The organism is Tenacibaculum larymnensis, from assembly GCF_028829235.1.
GTDB classification, from domain to species: Bacteria; Bacteroidota; Bacteroidia; order Flavobacteriales; family Flavobacteriaceae; genus Polaribacter; species Polaribacter larymnensis.
Window position 1 is genome coordinate 60,922 of the sequence record NZ_JAIWJY010000001.1, and the last position, 15,844, is coordinate 76,765.

13 protein-coding genes are annotated in these 15,844 nt (G+C 31.7%); 11 read left to right on the plus strand and 2 right to left on the minus strand.

Features of this window, described 5'->3' with window-relative positions:
- Window positions 1-471: 471 nt before the first annotated feature.
- Both LCI24_RS00290 and LCI24_RS00295 read right to left on the minus strand, forming a co-directional pair.
- Window positions 472-1,779 (minus strand): RagB/SusD family nutrient uptake outer membrane protein, encoded by a 1,308-nt coding sequence (locus tag LCI24_RS00290; protein ID WP_274638634.1) that lies wholly within the window; start codon window positions 1,777-1,779, stop codon window positions 472-474.
- A 19-nt stretch (window positions 1,780-1,798) separates the two neighbouring features.
- Window positions 1,799-4,780, minus strand: a complete 2,982-nt coding sequence (locus LCI24_RS00295; protein WP_274638635.1) for a SusC/RagA family TonB-linked outer membrane protein — start codon at window positions 4,778-4,780, stop codon at window positions 1,799-1,801.
- A gap of 227 nt (window positions 4,781-5,007) precedes the next feature.
- On the opposite strand from LCI24_RS00295, the gene LCI24_RS00300 reads away from it, so the two are divergent.
- The 11 genes from LCI24_RS00300 (at window position 5,008) to LCI24_RS00350 (ending at window position 15,840) form a co-directional block, all read left to right on the plus strand.
- On the plus strand, window positions 5,008-5,997 hold the full coding sequence (locus LCI24_RS00300) for an AAA family ATPase (RefSeq protein WP_099215163.1): 990 nt from the start codon (window positions 5,008-5,010) through the stop codon (window positions 5,995-5,997).
- A gap of 75 nt (window positions 5,998-6,072) precedes the next feature.
- Window positions 6,073-6,939, plus strand: coding sequence for a DUF58 domain-containing protein (locus tag LCI24_RS00305; RefSeq protein WP_274638636.1), 867 nt, complete (start codon window positions 6,073-6,075; stop codon window positions 6,937-6,939).
- Between the two features lie 9 nt (window positions 6,940-6,948).
- Window positions 6,949-7,866, plus strand: coding sequence for a hypothetical protein (locus LCI24_RS00310; RefSeq protein ID WP_274638637.1), 918 nt, complete (start codon window positions 6,949-6,951; stop codon window positions 7,864-7,866).
- The gene (locus tag LCI24_RS00315; protein WP_274639059.1) at window positions 7,853-8,860 is read left to right on the plus strand and encodes a vWA domain-containing protein; all 1,008 of its coding nucleotides are present in this window, start codon (window positions 7,853-7,855) and stop codon (window positions 8,858-8,860) included. Before LCI24_RS00310 ends, LCI24_RS00315 begins: the two co-directional genes overlap by 14 nt.
- Window positions 8,861-8,895: 35 nt before the next feature.
- Window positions 8,896-9,258, plus strand: a complete 363-nt coding sequence (locus LCI24_RS00320) for a four helix bundle protein (protein WP_274638638.1) — start codon at window positions 8,896-8,898, stop codon at window positions 9,256-9,258.
- 28 nt (window positions 9,259-9,286) lie between these two features.
- Window positions 9,287-10,324, plus strand: coding sequence for a VWA domain-containing protein (locus LCI24_RS00325; protein WP_274638639.1), 1,038 nt, complete (start codon window positions 9,287-9,289; stop codon window positions 10,322-10,324).
- Window positions 10,325-10,332: 8 nt separating this feature from the next.
- Window positions 10,333-11,157: a tetratricopeptide repeat protein gene (locus LCI24_RS00330; RefSeq protein ID WP_274638640.1), complete on the plus strand. Its 825-nt coding sequence runs from the start codon at window positions 10,333-10,335 to the stop codon at window positions 11,155-11,157.
- A 51-nt stretch (window positions 11,158-11,208) separates the two neighbouring features.
- Window positions 11,209-12,972 (plus strand): BatD family protein, encoded by a 1,764-nt coding sequence (locus tag LCI24_RS00335; protein ID WP_274638641.1) that lies wholly within the window; start codon window positions 11,209-11,211, stop codon window positions 12,970-12,972.
- Window positions 12,972-13,724 carry a tetratricopeptide repeat protein gene (locus LCI24_RS00340; RefSeq protein WP_274638642.1) on the plus strand — a complete coding sequence of 251 codons (753 nt, stop codon included), beginning with the start codon at window positions 12,972-12,974 and terminating at the stop codon, window positions 13,722-13,724. Before LCI24_RS00335 ends, LCI24_RS00340 begins: the two co-directional genes overlap by 1 nt.
- Window positions 13,725-13,780: 56 nt before the next feature.
- Window positions 13,781-14,080 (plus strand): hypothetical protein, encoded by a 300-nt coding sequence (locus LCI24_RS00345; protein ID WP_274638643.1) that lies wholly within the window; start codon window positions 13,781-13,783, stop codon window positions 14,078-14,080.
- A 179-nt stretch (window positions 14,081-14,259) separates the two neighbouring features.
- Entirely contained in the window at window positions 14,260-15,840 is a 1,581-nt protein-coding gene (locus LCI24_RS00350) for a SulP family inorganic anion transporter (RefSeq protein ID WP_274638644.1), read from the plus strand.
- Window positions 15,841-15,844: the final 4 nt, after the last annotated feature.

Here is a 15,844-nt window from a genome sequence, read left to right on the forward strand (position 1 = left end):
TCATATTGCTATTTTATTTTTTATGTTAAAAAAGTTAATTTACTATAAACATACTAATATTTAAATCTCACAACAAACATATTCGTAATTAAATCACACCCAACACATTAACACAAAAACTACTATTTATCAATACCAGCAAAACAATCTTATGTACTTCATAAGAAAATTAGAGCTCTTAAAAGTATCTTATATCTAAAATCTCTTTATACTCTATTCTTCTAAACACATTTACTTACAACTATTTTAAGCATATTATTCTTTCAGTACTTCATAACACTCTATTGTGAAGACTTGACAAACTCATTGTAATCATATGATTCTATGCTTAATTTTTAATTATTGAATTGTTCTTTTACTTATTGAGTTTTATCCAAAAACCTTATAACAATAAAGAAATAGACCATAAAAAAAGGTTGAAAAATATTACTATCTCAACCTTTTAATTTATAATTAATTCAAATATTAACTCTAAATATTTTCATTTGCTGGTATTGGTACTGCTGAAGGTACATTATCAGTACTTCTATCGTTAGGTAATTCATCCAACTTATTAAATCTTCTCATATCAACCCATCTATGCCCTTCACCAAAAAGAGAATATCTTCTCTGCATTAAAATTTCATTAGTTAATTCCATTTCTGAAGTTCCTCCTGTGTACGCTGCCAATCCTGCTGCATTTCTAATGACATTGATTGCCATTAAAGCATCACTTGGCGAGCTAACCATATTTGCTTCTGCATATAACAATATTAATTCTTCATTTCTAATTATTGGCACGCTTTGAGTATTAGATTGATAAATCCATACATCATGAGTCCCTATTAAACCTGAAGCTTCTCTCGGACTATCTCTTAACACAACTTTATCAACTCTACTATCATTTGCCTCAGCATCAGCAACAAAACTTTGATGAGCAACCCTTACATTTGCTTCCTGATTTAATGCTATGAATAATGGATTAGCTAAATCTGCCCCTGCTAATGAAAAAGTATGATATGCTCCAAGGTTTAAATCTCCATTCATATCAATAAAAGAATCAGCTAATAAGGTTAAAACATTTGCGTAATTTCCCCTATATGCCTCTACTCTGGCATTGAGAGCTTTATTAAACTTTAAAAAGGAAGAAGGTGTATTAAAACCAGTGTATCCACTCCCTAATTCAAACGGAAAATCAGAACCACCATTTTCAAGATCCGTTGCTGCTTCTGATAATAGATTAAAAATTGCTGTCAAAGCACTTGTATAATCAACAATTGGTCCCAAATTATCAGGGTCACTAACATCTAAACGTATTCCATTACCTGCTTGATTATTTGACAGCATTAAAAATTCATGAGCCTTTAATGTATTTAACACCCCTCTAGTAGCTGCTATTTCTTCAGCTGAAAAGTCAGATGTAGTATTTTCCAATCCTTGTAAAGCTAAATTAATATCCTTTATAGCTGCATACCTTGCACCCCAAGGAGCGGTAGTATAAAAAGTGTTATTATCTAAATTTCCAGTAACAACATCACCTTCAAACCTTGGATCTGAATTTGTAAAATAATAATACTCTCTACCTAATATACTCTGTACATCAACCTGTGTAGCTAGACGAACTCTCATATCCGACAAAACCCCTGAAACAGCTTGAGGCAGCTCTCCCCTAGATAAATCCGAAGATATAGACCCTGTACTTGCTCCATTTAAACTTTCTCCCCCATCTAACTGACATGATATAAGTCCTAGTAAGGTTATTGCTAAAGTTACTATACCTATTTTTTTTGCTATTTTCATTGTTATACTTTTTTTAAAATTAAAATTGTGCTGATAGATGAAACATATACCTTTTAGAAGATGGAAAAGGAGTCACCTCAACCCCAGTAGAAAGCCCATTTCCTCCAAAGTTAGACACTTCTGGATCATAGCTATTATAATCAAAAATATTAACTAAATTATTTCCAGAAAAACCAATTTTTAAACTGGAAACTGCTCCACTAAAAACATTATCTAATACTTCTTTATCAAAACTATAATACAACCCTACCTCTCTAAGTCTTAGATAAGAAGCATCTTCTACAAAAGGTCTTGCATTACCAGCAAACAAACCATTATTAATCCTATAGGTCCCATTTGGTATAACTCCGTCTGGATCCAAAGTAATTTCATCATAATCATTACTAGTTCCTCCAAAATCTGACAATAATTTAGATAAATTTATATTATCGCCTCCTTTTTTCCAGTGCCATAAAAATGATAAGCTTATATTCTTATATTTTAAAGTATTATTAAATGACATTTGAAAATCTGGCTCTGCATCTCCTAATTTTACTACAGGTGTTCCTGGTCCAGTAGTTCCTACAATTTGAGTTACACTTTTTCCCTCCTCAATTTGAAACTGCCCTAAGCTATTACCAAATCCCCCAAGATTGAATGTTGGAACATTCAACATAGTCATTTTAGACCTATTCCTATACCAACTTACTCCAGAATCCCATGTAAAATCCTCAGAATCAAAAACCTTCGCATTCAACCCTATTTCAAAACCTTTATTCTGAAGTTCTCCTGCATTCACCCATTCAGTAGTATATCCTGTTGATGGTTCAGTATTAGCTGTTAACAACAAGTCTTCTACATCCTTCTTATAATATGTAAATTCTAAAGACAGTCTGTCATTTAAAAAACCTGCATCAAAACCGACTTCTAATTCCTTCTGTCTTTCTGGTTTTATCTTAGCATTTCCTCTAGTTATTGGCACAACAATACCTACATTCCCATCTATTGAAGTATTTCCATATATAGTATATAGAGAACCAAATGCCGCAAAAGTTCCTGCTTCACCGTAAGCCCCTCTCAATTTCAGTCTATTGAATCCTTTTTTCTCTCCCCAAAACTTAAAATTATGTAAATTAGAGGCTAAAGATGCTTTTGGATAATAAAACAATTCGTTCGGATCTCCATTATTTGTTGATTTATCTCCTCTTATACCTAAAGTTGCAATTATCTTGTTTTGATAATTAATAGCTTCTTGAACATAAAATCCAAAGTCTTCTTGTTCTAATCTAAATTGATTAACATTTTGATTAGCACTTTGATCTACATTCGTTTCTGAAGCAATTAAATCCGTCGCCGTTACTCTTACTACATTTTGAGAAAACTGTTCATTTGTAAGACCTGCTTGCGTAGTGAATCTTAGATCGTTTTTTGTATTAAAATTATGCACTAAAAAAGCTGAGTAATTTGAATTTGTGTTTACCGTATTACTAATTGCAGTAAGACCATTTATCCCACCGTTATCAGGCCTCATGAACTGTAATTCTTTGGGAAATATCACAGTAGCTGTAAGTGTGTAATGATCAGTACCTGCTTTAGCCACAAACTTTAAACTTGAATTATCATTTCTATATATGTCATATTCATAAGATCCACCAACAATGAATCTTTTAATTCTTTCATTATTTGTCATTAAATCTCTTGTTTGAAGAGGGTTTGAAGAATTATTAGGGTGATCTGGATAATTACCATTTGCATCTGGCAATAAATAATCCCAAGGTCTTGTTGCTGTTAGAGCCACGCCAATAGTCGCTCCTGAATTGTCATTATTAAAAAAACCTCTGTCGGCTGAAGAATTTATATAATTACTTGATAAGGATATTTTCATTTTTTCATTTAACTGATGTCCTAAATTCAACCTTACCGAAGTCTTATCGTATCCTGTATTTTTTACAATTCCATTTTCTTGACTCCTAGAAAAACCTGCAAAGTAAGTTGTTTTTTCTGACCCTCCCGACAAACTTAAATTAGTCTTTGTTATTATTCCTTTTTCTCCAAATAACTCTTTTTCATAATCCCTTAATTTTCCTGCATTTTTTGCTGCTGTATAAAGCACCCCTTCTCCTGGAAACTGAGACTCAACCAATTCTTCTGTCCATTTTCTTTGTCCTTGTAAATTAATTATTTCATTAAACCCTACAGATTGTGAAAAATTTACTCTGGCTTTTCCAGTTTTTCCTGATTTAGTTGTTATTATTACAACTCCAGCAGCCCCCCTCGATCCATAGATAGCTGAAGCCGAAGCCCCTTTCAATATTTCTATACTCTCTATATCATTAGGGTTAATATCCGCAATCCTATTAGTAGCATTATCCTGAGAAGAGGCATTACCACCAGTTGAAGCTTGAGAAACTGTATTTAGTCCTCCTGAAGAAATACTACTATTATCAACATAAACACCGTCAATAATATATAAAGGCTGGGAATTACCATTTATTGATGTAATACCTCTTAGCTTTACAGACAGCCCTCCTCCTGGCGCTCCTGAATTTGAGGTTATCACAGCTCCTGTAAACTTCCCTGCTAAAGCACCGTCTAGTGTTTGTGGAGGAGCTACCCCTGCTAGTTTTTCAGCAGAAATAGTAGCTACAGAATTTGCTAAATTTTTTCTTTTTACTGTAGATGCTAAACCCGAAATTACCACCTCTTCTAAAACATCTGAATCTTCTCGTAATGTTACTTGTATGAAAGTATCTGTATTGACTACGTTTTTTTCTATAGTAACAAACCCTAAAGAAGATATTATAACTACCGTCGGAAGTTTTTTTACATTTAAACTAAATTCACCACTCTCATTGGAAGTGGTTCCATTTGTTGTTCCTTTTTCTATAATATTTGCAAAAGGAATACTTTCTCCATTTACGCCCACTATTTTCCCTTTTATTGTTTGTCCGTAAATAAAACTAGAAAACAAGAAAATAAGTGCGTTAATTAGCAGTGTCTTGCTAAATGACATTTTTTTCATAAAATTTAAGTTTAAAGTTAGTAGAAGCTAAATTTCATTTTTTTTATTTACAAAAGCAAATTATAAACAACTTATTTTCAGTCAAATAAACACACTCACTAGAAACTAAACTTTAAAGAAGGATACTTTGCTGCTTGTAAATACAAGGTTTAACCAACTTTTAACAACTAAAAAAACACTATTATTGTAGCTTTGTTTCATATAAATTCTAATTTATTTCAATTACTATGGATATAGATGTAAGAGCCATCAATGAAAAAATAGAAAGAGAAAGTGCTTTTGTAGATTTATTAACTACAGAAATGAACAAAGTAATTGTGGGTCAAAAACACATGATTGAGCGATTACTAATTGGACTTTTAGGAAATGGACATATCTTATTAGAAGGTGTTCCTGGGCTTGCAAAAACCTTAGCAATTAACACACTTTCAAAAGCAGTTGACGGAAGCTTTAGTCGTATTCAGTTTACTCCAGATTTATTACCTGCTGATGTGGTAGGTACTATGATATACAATGTAAAGGAAAATGATTTCTCTATTAAAAAGGGACCTATTTTTGCCAACTTTGTATTAGCTGATGAGATCAACCGTGCCCCTGCTAAAGTACAGTCTGCTTTATTAGAAGCAATGCAAGAGCGTCAAATTACTATTGGAGATGAAACTTTTAAATTAGATGAGCCTTTCTTGGTAATGGCCACTCAAAACCCAGTAGAACAAGAAGGAACTTACCCGCTTCCTGAAGCACAGGTAGACCGTTTTATGTTAAAAACTGTAATTGACTATCCAAAATTACAAGACGAGCAACTTATTATGCGTCAAAACTTAAACGGAAGTTTTCAAAAAATAAACCCTGTAATTTCTATAGACCAGATTATAAAAGCTCGTAACGTAGTTAATGAGGTTTATATGGATGAAAAAATCGAAAAATATATCTTAGATATTGTTTTCGCAACTCGTTATCCTGAAAAATATAATTTAGAAAAATTAAAACCTCTTATCAGTTTTGGATCTTCTCCTCGTGGTAGTATCGCTTTAGCAAAAGCTGCAAAATGTTATGCTTTCATCAAACGAAGAGGATACGTGATTCCTGAAGATGTTAGAGCAATAGTAAATGATGTTTTACGCCACAGAATTGGTATTACATATGAAGCAGAAGCTGAAAACATTACATCTATAGATATTATCAATTCTATTATTAACGAAGTACAAGTACCTTAATCAATTATCAATGAGCAATTATCAGCCAAAAACACTTTACTGATTATTGATAACTGTTAACTGACAATTGAAAACATGGATACAAAAGAGTTACTAAAAAAAGTTCGAAAAATAGAAATAAAGACACGTAGGTTGTCTAATCATATTTTTGGAGGAGAATATCACTCAACCTTTAAAGGTAGAGGTATGACTTTTTCTGAAGTACGTCAATATCAATATGGAGACGATATCAGGGCTATTGATTGGAACGTTACTGCTCGCTACAACGAACCTTATGTAAAAGTTTTTGAAGAAGAACGCGAACTTACCATGATGTTGGTAGTAGACATTTCTGGTTCTGAGTTTTTTGGTACTTCTGAACAATTTAAAAAAGATACTGTAACAGAAATTGCCGCAACATTGGCTTTTTCTGCTATTCAAAATAACGATAAAGTCGGGTTAATTCTGTTTTCTGATCAAGTTGAACTGTATATTCCTCCTAAAAAAGGGAAAAGTCACGTATTACGAATTATCCGTGAGCTTATCGAGTTTCAACCAAAAAGTAGACAAACTAATATCAGTGAAGCTCTCAAATTTTTATCCAACATCATGAAAAAGAAAGCAATTGTTTTTATGCTTTCTGATTTTATGGATGATGGTTATGAACGTACGTTAAAAATTGTTGGCAATAAACATGATGTAACCGGTATACGTGTATATGACAGACATGATGAGGAAATCCCTAATTTAGGAATGGTTCCTATGATGGATGCTGAAACAGGAAAAACTCAATTGGTTAATACGAGTTCAAAATCAGTTAGAACTCATTATAAGGCTAACGCCTTGCGTTTAACTGATTATTTTGAAACCTCTTTTACTAAAAGTGGTGCTGGAACTATAAGCACTAGAGTTGATGAAAGTTACGTACGAAAATTGTTAGGTTATTTTAAACGAAAAGGATAAGAACAAATAATGAGACACAAACTACTTTACATATGCTTGTTTTTAACTTCTTTTGCCTTTGCACAACAACCTCAGGTAAAAGCAGAAATTGACACAACAAACATCAGAATTGGAGAACAGTTTCAATATAAAATATCTGTTGATGAAACTGAAAATGTTATCATTCCTAAACTAGAAAACTTAAAAGGATTAGAGGTTATCGATACACTCAAAATCGACACTATTGAAAACAAACTCATCCGAAAGTATATTTTAACAGGTTTTGATAGCGGTGCTTTTTACATTCCGCAACAACAAATATTCATTAGAAATCAAGCTTATTTAACCGATAGTTTACTAGTTAACGTAGCTACTATTCCTATTGACACTACTAAAATTAAAAAATTTCCTATTAAAGGAATTAAGGGAGAACCATATCAGTTTGACGATTTCAAACAATACATCTGGTGGGTTGTAATAGCCTTTATTATTATAGCTCTACTACTCTACTTCTTTGTTTTCAAAAAGAAAAAAGAACAAGAAGAAAAGGTTGTTATTCCTTTGTTACCTCCATATGAAGAAGCAATACAAAAACTGGAGGAGCTTGACAAAAAACTGCTATGGCAAAACAATCAGGTTAAAAAATATTACAGTGAATTAACAGACATTGTAAGAGGTTATATTGAACGAGAGTTACATGTCCCAGCCTTAGAGAGTACTACTGATGAACTAATTGACGTTTTAAAAGACTTCAATGACACAAAATCAATAGAAACATCTAGGGAAATTATTGACAAATTAAAGGGACTGTTACAAGAGTCTGACTTAGTAAAATTTGCAAAGTCTAAGCCTTTATCGCACGAAATAGAGGAAGATCGAAAAGATGCTAAGCTTATAATAGACAATTTAAAACCTAAAAAACAAGAAGAAGATGATGAAGTGGAATAATTTCGAGTTTCATAGTCCCGAGTTTTTATGGTTGCTAGTATTAATTCCTTTATTAGCTTTTTGGAGTTTTTATACCCGAAAAAAGGATAGTGCTCAGCTTAGAATACCAAGCACTAGAGGTTTTAAAGTGCAAGGTTCAATTTTACCTAAACTAAAACCCCTATTACAACTCTTAAGATTATTGGCATTAACCTGCTTAATAGTTGCTTTGGCACGCCCTAGAAATGTAGCTGTTAGTAAAAAAACAAAGACGAATAGAGGAATTGATATTGTAATGGCTGTTGATGTTTCGGCCAGTATGTTAGCAAAAGACCTTAAACCAAACCGCCTGGAAGCTTTAAAAAGAGTTGCAACTGACTTTATAAACCGACGTCCAAATGATCGTATTGGTATTGTAGTCTATGCAGGAGAAAGTTTTACACAAACTCCAATAACTAGTGATAAATCTATTGTAAAAAGAACCATTTCAGAAATTAAATGGGGACAACTAGAAGGAGGAACAGCTATTGGAATGGGCTTAGGTTCTGCGGTTAACAGACTAAAAGATAGCAAAGCCAAAAGTAAAGTGATTATCTTATTGACAGACGGTGTAAATAACGCTGGTTTTGTTGACCCTAAGACTGCTACTGATTTAGCAAAAGGAAACGGAATTAAGGTTTATACTATTGGTATTGGAACTAACGGAATGGCTCCTTTCCCTTGGGCTAAAGACCCAAGAACGGGAAAAATTTCATTTAAAAATCAACCAGTTGAAATTGACGAAGATTTACTAAAGCATATTGCCAATGAAACTAGCGGTAAATATTTTAGAGCAACTAACAACACCAAATTAAAAGAAATTTACGACGAGATTGACAAGTTAGAAAAAACTAAAATCGAAGAATTTAAGTATTATAATTACTCTGAAAAATATCGTTTTTTAGTACTTCTAGCAGGAATATTTTTACTCTTAGAGTTCACCCTAAAAAATACAGTATTTAAAAGTTTTATATAAAACTGTGTAATTGTTAAACTGTTTAAAAGTTAAAAATGTATATTTTCTCCTTTGAAAAATTAGAAGTTTGGAAAGAAGCTGTTAAGCTTTCTAAAAAAATATATTCTGTTACAGAAAATTTTCCTGATTCAGAAAAGTTTGGTTTAACAAACCAACTAAGAAGAGCCTCTGTTTTTATTTCTTCTAATTTAGCAGAAGGAACAACACGAATAACAAACAAAGACAAAGCTCATTTTACATCTATAGCATATAGTTCAACAATGGAAGTTCTGAGTCAATTAATTGTTTCAAGAGATTTAAACTTTTTAAATGAAGAAGACTATTTAAAATTAAGAAATACCATATACAAAATTTCTAACATGTTGAATTCTTTACGAAAATCACAGTTAAACGATTAAACGTATCAACAATTAAACTATCCGAAGGATGTACAAATTAGAAGAACCAATATATTTTTATCTTTTTGCAATTATTCCTGTAATAATTGTGGTTTTCCTATTAGTTTTATGGTGGAAAAAACGAACTCAAAAAAAGTTTGCTAATCCAGCTCTTTTATCTAAAATAGCACCAAACACATCAACCTTTAAATCAGTATTAAAACTTGTTTTCTTTTTAGTAGGATTATCGTTTTTAATTCTGTCATTAGTTAACCCTAAAATGGGAACAAAACTAAAAACCGTTAAAAGAGAAGGTGTTGATGTAGTGTTTGCTTTAGACGTTTCTAAAAGTATGTTAGCAGAAGATATTGCTCCTAACAGATTAGAAAAAGCAAAACAAATTATATCTAAAACTATTGATAAGTTAGGAAGTGATAGAGTTGGTATTATTATCTATGCAGGTAATGCTTATCCTTTACTACCTATTACCACCGATCATGCTGCTGCAAAAATGTTTTTGCAAAACGCCAATCCAGATATGGTTTCTAGTCAAGGAACAGCTATCAATGAAGCTTTAAATCTAGCAAACACTTATTACGATAACGATGAGCAAACTAATCGTTTTTTAATCATTATTTCAGATGGTGAAGATCATCAAGAAGAAACTAAGCAAGTTGCTCAAAACATCGCCAACGAAGGTGTTAAAGTATATACAGTAGGTGTAGGAACTGAAAAAGGAGGCCCAATTCCTATTAAATTAAATGGCGCGCTTATTGGTTATAAAAAAGATAGAATGGGAGAAACAGTAATCACTCAAAGAAAACCTGATGTTTTACAAGGAATTGCTGATGCTTCTGACGGACAATATTTTGATGGTAATAAAACTGAAAATCCAGTAGAAGCCATTGAAAAGATTATTGGAAATGCACAAAAAAATGAATTTGAGACAAAACAATTTTCTGATTATAAAGACCAATTTCAATGGTTTGTAGGTATTGGGCTGTTGTTTTTAATTTTAGATATGTTTTTATTTGACAAGAAAACCAAATGGTTGAAGAAAGTAGATTTGTTTAACGAAGAATCTTAAAGTGTAGTATGAAAAGTTTACAAAATTTAATATTCATTCTAGTTTTTGCAGTTTCTGCAATGGCAAATGCGCAACAAGACACACTTAAACTACAACGTGAAGCACGTGCTTTGTTACGAGAAGGAAACAAACTATATAACAAACAAAAGTTTAGTGATGCTGCTATTGCCTACCGAAAAGCCTTAGGTAAGAACAGCAAGTATGAAAAAGCAAGCTATAATTTTGGTAATACTTTATACCAAGAAAAGAAATACAAAGAAGCTGTAGAACAGTTTAAAGTAACTACTGAGACTTCAAAAGACAAAATGGCTCAGGCTGAAGCTTATCACAACATAGGTAATGCTATGATGGAACAAAAGCAGTATGAACAAGCTGTTGAAGCCTTTAAAAATTCTTTACGTAGAAATCCGAATGACGATGAAACTCGTTATAATTTAGCTGTTGCTCAAAAAGAAGCTAAAAAGCAACAACAAAACCAGAAGGACAACAAGGATAAAAACAAAGAAAAGAAGAACGACAAGAATAAAGATCAGCAAAAACAAAACGACAAAGACAAGAAGAACGACAAAAATAAAGATCAAAAAGGCGACGATAAGGACAAAAAGGATGATAAACAAGATCAGAAAAATGACGATCAAAAAAATCAACAAAAACCTAATCAAGATCAAAAAGACAAACAAAACCAAAAACCTAAACCTCAACAAGGTAAAATGACTCCCGAACAAATGAAACAACTTTTAGAGAGTTTAAATAATGAGGAAAACAAGACGCAGAAAAAAATGAATGCGAAAAAATCAAAAGGAAGAAAAGTAAAACAAGAAAAAGACTGGTAATTTTACCATTTTTAAAATCTTATTTATTTTTAGACATTTTTGAAAATTAACATGAAGTTGAAAGTATACATATCGTTATTAGTTAGTTTTATAACATTTACCATTAATGCACAAGATGCTGCGTTAACGGCTACCGTTAGTAAAAATAAGTTAGGTGTAAACCAACGATTACGTATTGAGTTTTCAATCAACAAACAAGGAGCCGATAATTTTAAAGAACCTAATTTTACTAATTTTAAAATAGTTGGAGGTCCTAGTCAATCAGTAAGTCAATCTTGGATTAACGGTAAGGTTTCTTTCAATCAATCCTACACCTACATACTACAGCCTAAAAGAAAAGGAGAATTTAATATCCCCTCTGCTAGTATTGAAATTGATGGAAAAACAATAAAATCAAACCCTATAAAAGTTATTGTTTTAGATGCTGTTGACATTCCTAAAAACCCAAATGACCCTAGTTATATTGCTGAGCAAAATATTCATTTAGTTGCCGAAATTTCTAAATCTAAACCTTATGTTGGTGAAGGGATTTATGTAGAATATCGCTTATATTTTAGCGATAATGTTGGTATTTATGATAATGCCATAACAGAAGCCCCACAATACAATGGTTTCTGGAATCAAGAAATTAAACGTAACGGAATGCCTGTTAAAACAGGTACTTACAACGGTGAAACTTATCGTTATGCTGTTTTACATAAAGCCCTGTTAATTCCAACAACCTCTGGTAAACTGACAATCGATCCTATGAAAATGGATATAATTGTGGCAGTTCCTACTGGAAGAGCCGACTTTTTCGGAAACGTAATTACACGTCAAGTTCGTAAAGAGTTTTCTTCTGCTAAGAAAATTGTTAACGCTCAGGCTTTACCTCTAAAAAACAAACCAGAAGACTTCACAGGAGCTGTAGGAGAGTTTTCTTTTGATGTTTCTTTAAGTAAAAATACCTTAAAAGCAAATGAATCATCAAAAATTAAAGTTTCGGTAAATGGTAAAGGAAATTTAAAACTTTTTGAACTACCAAAAGTTGAAACTCCTAAAGAACTAGAAGTTTATCAACCTGAAAGAAAAGAAAACGTTCGTATTACTGGAACTGGATTATCTGGTTCCGTTACTGATAACTACACTGTTGTTCCTGAGTTTAAAGGAAAATATAGAATTCCAAAAACTAGCTTTTCTTACTTTAACCCTAAAGAAAAAGTATACCAAACTATCACTACAGATGATTTATACGTTGATGTTTTAGAAGGAAAAGAAATTCCAACAAACTCTGATGCTAATACAGTAGCCAAACAAGAGGTAAAAGTTACAGGTAGCGATTTTAGATATATTCAAACAAACACCAATTTACAACCTGTAAAAACAGGTGACTTCTTTAAGTCAACCTTATTTTATATTCTTTTATTACTTCCTATTTTAGCTATCCCTGTTGGAATTGTTATTCAAAAAAAGAAAGAAGAACGTGATAGTGATGTATTGGGTAATAAGTTGCGAAAAGCAGACAAACTTGCTAAGAAATACTTATCAGAAGCACAAAAACAATTAGGCAATAAAGAAGCTTTTTATGAGGCTTTAGAAAGAGCCTTACATAATTACTTAAAAGCAAAACTGGGTGTAGAAACATCTGACATAAGTCGTGAAAAAATTACTGATTTATTAGCTGACAAAAACGTTAATAAGGAAACCATTAATAGTTTTATTGAAGTATTTAATGATTGTGATTTTGCTAGATATACTCCAATTACTAATGTGCAAATGAAAGAGGAATATGAAAAAGCAAAACAAGTAATAACGCAATTAGATAGACAGTTATAATGAGAAAGCTAGTTATATATTTATTCTTATTTGTGTCAACAATTACGTTAGCACAAAACGCCAACGATTTATTTTCAAGCGCTAATTCTTTGTACAAAGAAGGTAATTACGAAAAAGCTATTAAACTATATGAGCAAATAGAAGACGAAAACCTAGCCTCATCCGAAGTCTATTACAACTTGGGTAATTGTTACTACAAGCTTAATAAAGTAGCTCCTACTATTTATAATTACGAAAAAGCACTGCAACTAGACCCTTTGAATGAAGATGCTAAAAACAACTTAGTTATAGCAAAACGCTTAACACTTGATAGAATTGAAGCGTTACCTAAATCAGTATTTCAAAAATTCAATGAAAACTACTTACAAAAGTTTACCTATAACACTTGGGCTGTAATTACTATTGCTCTTTCTTTTATTGCTTCTATTTTATTTTTACTGTTTTATTTTGCCTATACTCCAAGTAAAAAAAGGACTTACTTTACAACAAGCATTATATCCTTTTTACTTTTAATAACCTCTTTTGTTATTACATACACACAATATAACCAAGCTATAAATAATATTGAAGCCATTATTTATACTGAAGAAGTTACTGTTAACAATGAACCTACCGATAACTCTAATGAAGTTTTCACAATACATGAAGGAACCAAGGTTAATGTATTAGATTCTGTAGACAATTGGAAAAAAATAAAACTAGCTGATGGAAAAATTGGGTGGGTTAAAACTAAAATTTTAAAAGAACTATAACATTTTAGCTTTAAAAAATTAATTACATTTGCCACTAAATGAATAAAAAAATTATCTTGAAATCTAAAATCGCCATCTTTTTTATCGTTTTGTTTGCGGGCATTATTGTTACGCCTTCGGTAATTACGTTGGTTGATAAAGATCAAGATATTACTATTTTCTTAAATCTAAGTGAAGAAGAAGAAAACACTAAACATGTTAAGGTAGCTGAACTAAAAGCTCATCCTAACGAAGATTATACTTCTTTTTTATATAAGAAAATCCAAAAAAAGAAAAATGTTAGTTTTCAATCTAAAAACTACGTTTCACAATACCCAAAAATTCTTACCCCACCTCCCGAGTTTTTTACTGCTTAATAATTTTTAAGTAAACACCTCCTACAAGAGGTTCTGAATAGAAAACCTGGAAAATATTTCAATACGCAGTAATAATACTATTGCTTCATTGAGACATTTTGAGTTTCTCTTAGTAAATCAATCATTTAAATTAAATACGCTCTAAATTTTTATTTGGAGTCTAAATAAACGCATATATTATGTTTAAAACTATTAAAAGCGACTTACCCGCAAGTATTGTCGTATTCTTTGTTGCTTTACCTTTATGTTTAGGTATTGCTTTAGCTAGTGGAGCTCCTCTTTTTTCAGGTGTAATTGCAGGAATTATAGGAGGTACTGTTGTTGGAGCCTTAAGTGGTTCTAAAATAGGAGTTAGTGGTCCTGCAGCTGGTTTAGCTGCCATTGTATTAACTGCTATTGGCGCTTTAGGTGGCTATGAAAACTTCTTAGTAGCTGTTGTATTAGGAGGTATTATTCAAATACTTTTTGGAGTTCTTAAAGCTGGAGTTATTGGTTACTACTTTCCTTCATCAGTAATTAAAGGAATGCTTACCGGTATTGGTATTATTATAATTTTAAAACAAATTCCTCATTTCTTCGGATATGATGCAGAGCCAGAAGGAGCTGATAGCTTTATTGAACCTTCAGGAGAAAATACTTTTTCAGCTATTTTAAGTATTACTGATAATATTACGATGGGGTCAATGGTTATCGGTTTTATTGGGTTAGCTATTTTAATTCTTTGGGATAAAGTTTTAAGTAAAAAGGGAAAAATATTCCAATTAATTCAAGGTCCATTAGTAGCTGTAGTAATGGGAATTATCTTTTTTACCTTAACACAAGGAAATGAAACATTCGCAATACAAGCATCTCATTTAGTAAGTGTACCTATTCCTGAAAGTTTTGATTCTTTCTTAGGACAATTTACATTCCCTAATTTTAGTGCTATTACCAACTACGAGGTATGGGTAACTGCATTTACAATTGCATTAGTAGCTAGTTTAGAAACTTTACTTTGTGTTGAGGCTACAGATAAATTAGATCCAGATAAAAATGTAACTCCAACAAATAGAGAATTATTAGCACAAGGAACAGGAAATATTTTATCTGGTTTAATTGGAGGTTTACCAATTACTCAAGTAATTGTAAGAAGTTCTGCCAATATTCAATCAGGAGGTAAATCTAAAATGTCAGCAATTATTCACGGGTTATTCTTACTATTATCTGTTATTTTAATTCCTACCCTATTAAATAAAATACCATTATCTGTATTAGCCGCAATTTTATTAGTTGTTGGTTATAAACTAGCTAAACCAAGCTTATTTAAACAAATGTTTGCCTTAGGATGGAAACAATTTGTTCCTTTTATTGTAACTGTTTTAGGTATTGTTTTCACCGATTTACTTACAGGGATTTCTTTAGGATTAGCAGTAGGAGTTTTTGTTATTTTAATAAAGAGTTATCAAAACTCTCATTTCTTACATATTGAAGATAAAAGTAACGGGATACATAAAATAAAAATGACACTTGCTGAAGAAGTCACTTTCTTTAACAAAGGAGCTATTTTAAAAGAGTTAGATAGCTTACCTGAAGACACTCATTTAGAATTAGATGTAAGAAAAACTAGGTACTTAGATAATGATATTGTTGAAATTTTAGAGGATTTTGCATTCAAAGCAAAAGAAAAAAACATCAATATTAAACTTATTTCAGAACGCGGTGTTGTAGAAAACCCTGAAAGCTTTATTAAGTTCTTTAAACTTAGACCAAAAGCGGCATAGAGCC

Bases quoted from the DNA above. Each gene is read 5' to 3' on its own strand.
- LCI24_RS00340 (WP_274638642.1), top strand. From the start codon at position 12,972: ATGAGAAAGCTAGTTATATATTTATTCTTATTTGTGTCAACAATTACG.
- LCI24_RS00315 (WP_274639059.1), top strand. From the start codon at position 7,853: ATGAAGTGGAATAATTTCGAGTTTCATAGTCCCGAGTTTTTATGGTTG.
- LCI24_RS00300 (WP_099215163.1), top strand. From the start codon at position 5,008: ATGGATATAGATGTAAGAGCCATCAATGAAAAAATAGAAAGAGAAAGT.
- LCI24_RS00320 (WP_274638638.1), top strand. From the start codon at position 8,896: ATGTATATTTTCTCCTTTGAAAAATTAGAAGTTTGGAAAGAAGCTGTT.
- LCI24_RS00325 (WP_274638639.1), top strand. From the start codon at position 9,287: ATGTACAAATTAGAAGAACCAATATATTTTTATCTTTTTGCAATTATT.
- LCI24_RS00290 (WP_274638634.1), bottom strand. From the start codon at position 1,779: ATGAAAATAGCAAAAAAAATAGGTATAGTAACTTTAGCAATAACCTTA.
- LCI24_RS00335 (WP_274638641.1), top strand. From the start codon at position 11,209: ATGAAGTTGAAAGTATACATATCGTTATTAGTTAGTTTTATAACATTT.
- LCI24_RS00350 (WP_274638644.1), top strand. From the start codon at position 14,260: ATGTTTAAAACTATTAAAAGCGACTTACCCGCAAGTATTGTCGTATTC.
- LCI24_RS00330 (WP_274638640.1), top strand. From the start codon at position 10,333: ATGAAAAGTTTACAAAATTTAATATTCATTCTAGTTTTTGCAGTTTCT.
- LCI24_RS00305 (WP_274638636.1), top strand. From the start codon at position 6,073: ATGGATACAAAAGAGTTACTAAAAAAAGTTCGAAAAATAGAAATAAAG.
- LCI24_RS00310 (WP_274638637.1), top strand. From the start codon at position 6,949: ATGAGACACAAACTACTTTACATATGCTTGTTTTTAACTTCTTTTGCC.
- LCI24_RS00295 (WP_274638635.1), bottom strand. From the start codon at position 4,780: ATGAAAAAAATGTCATTTAGCAAGACACTGCTAATTAACGCACTTATT.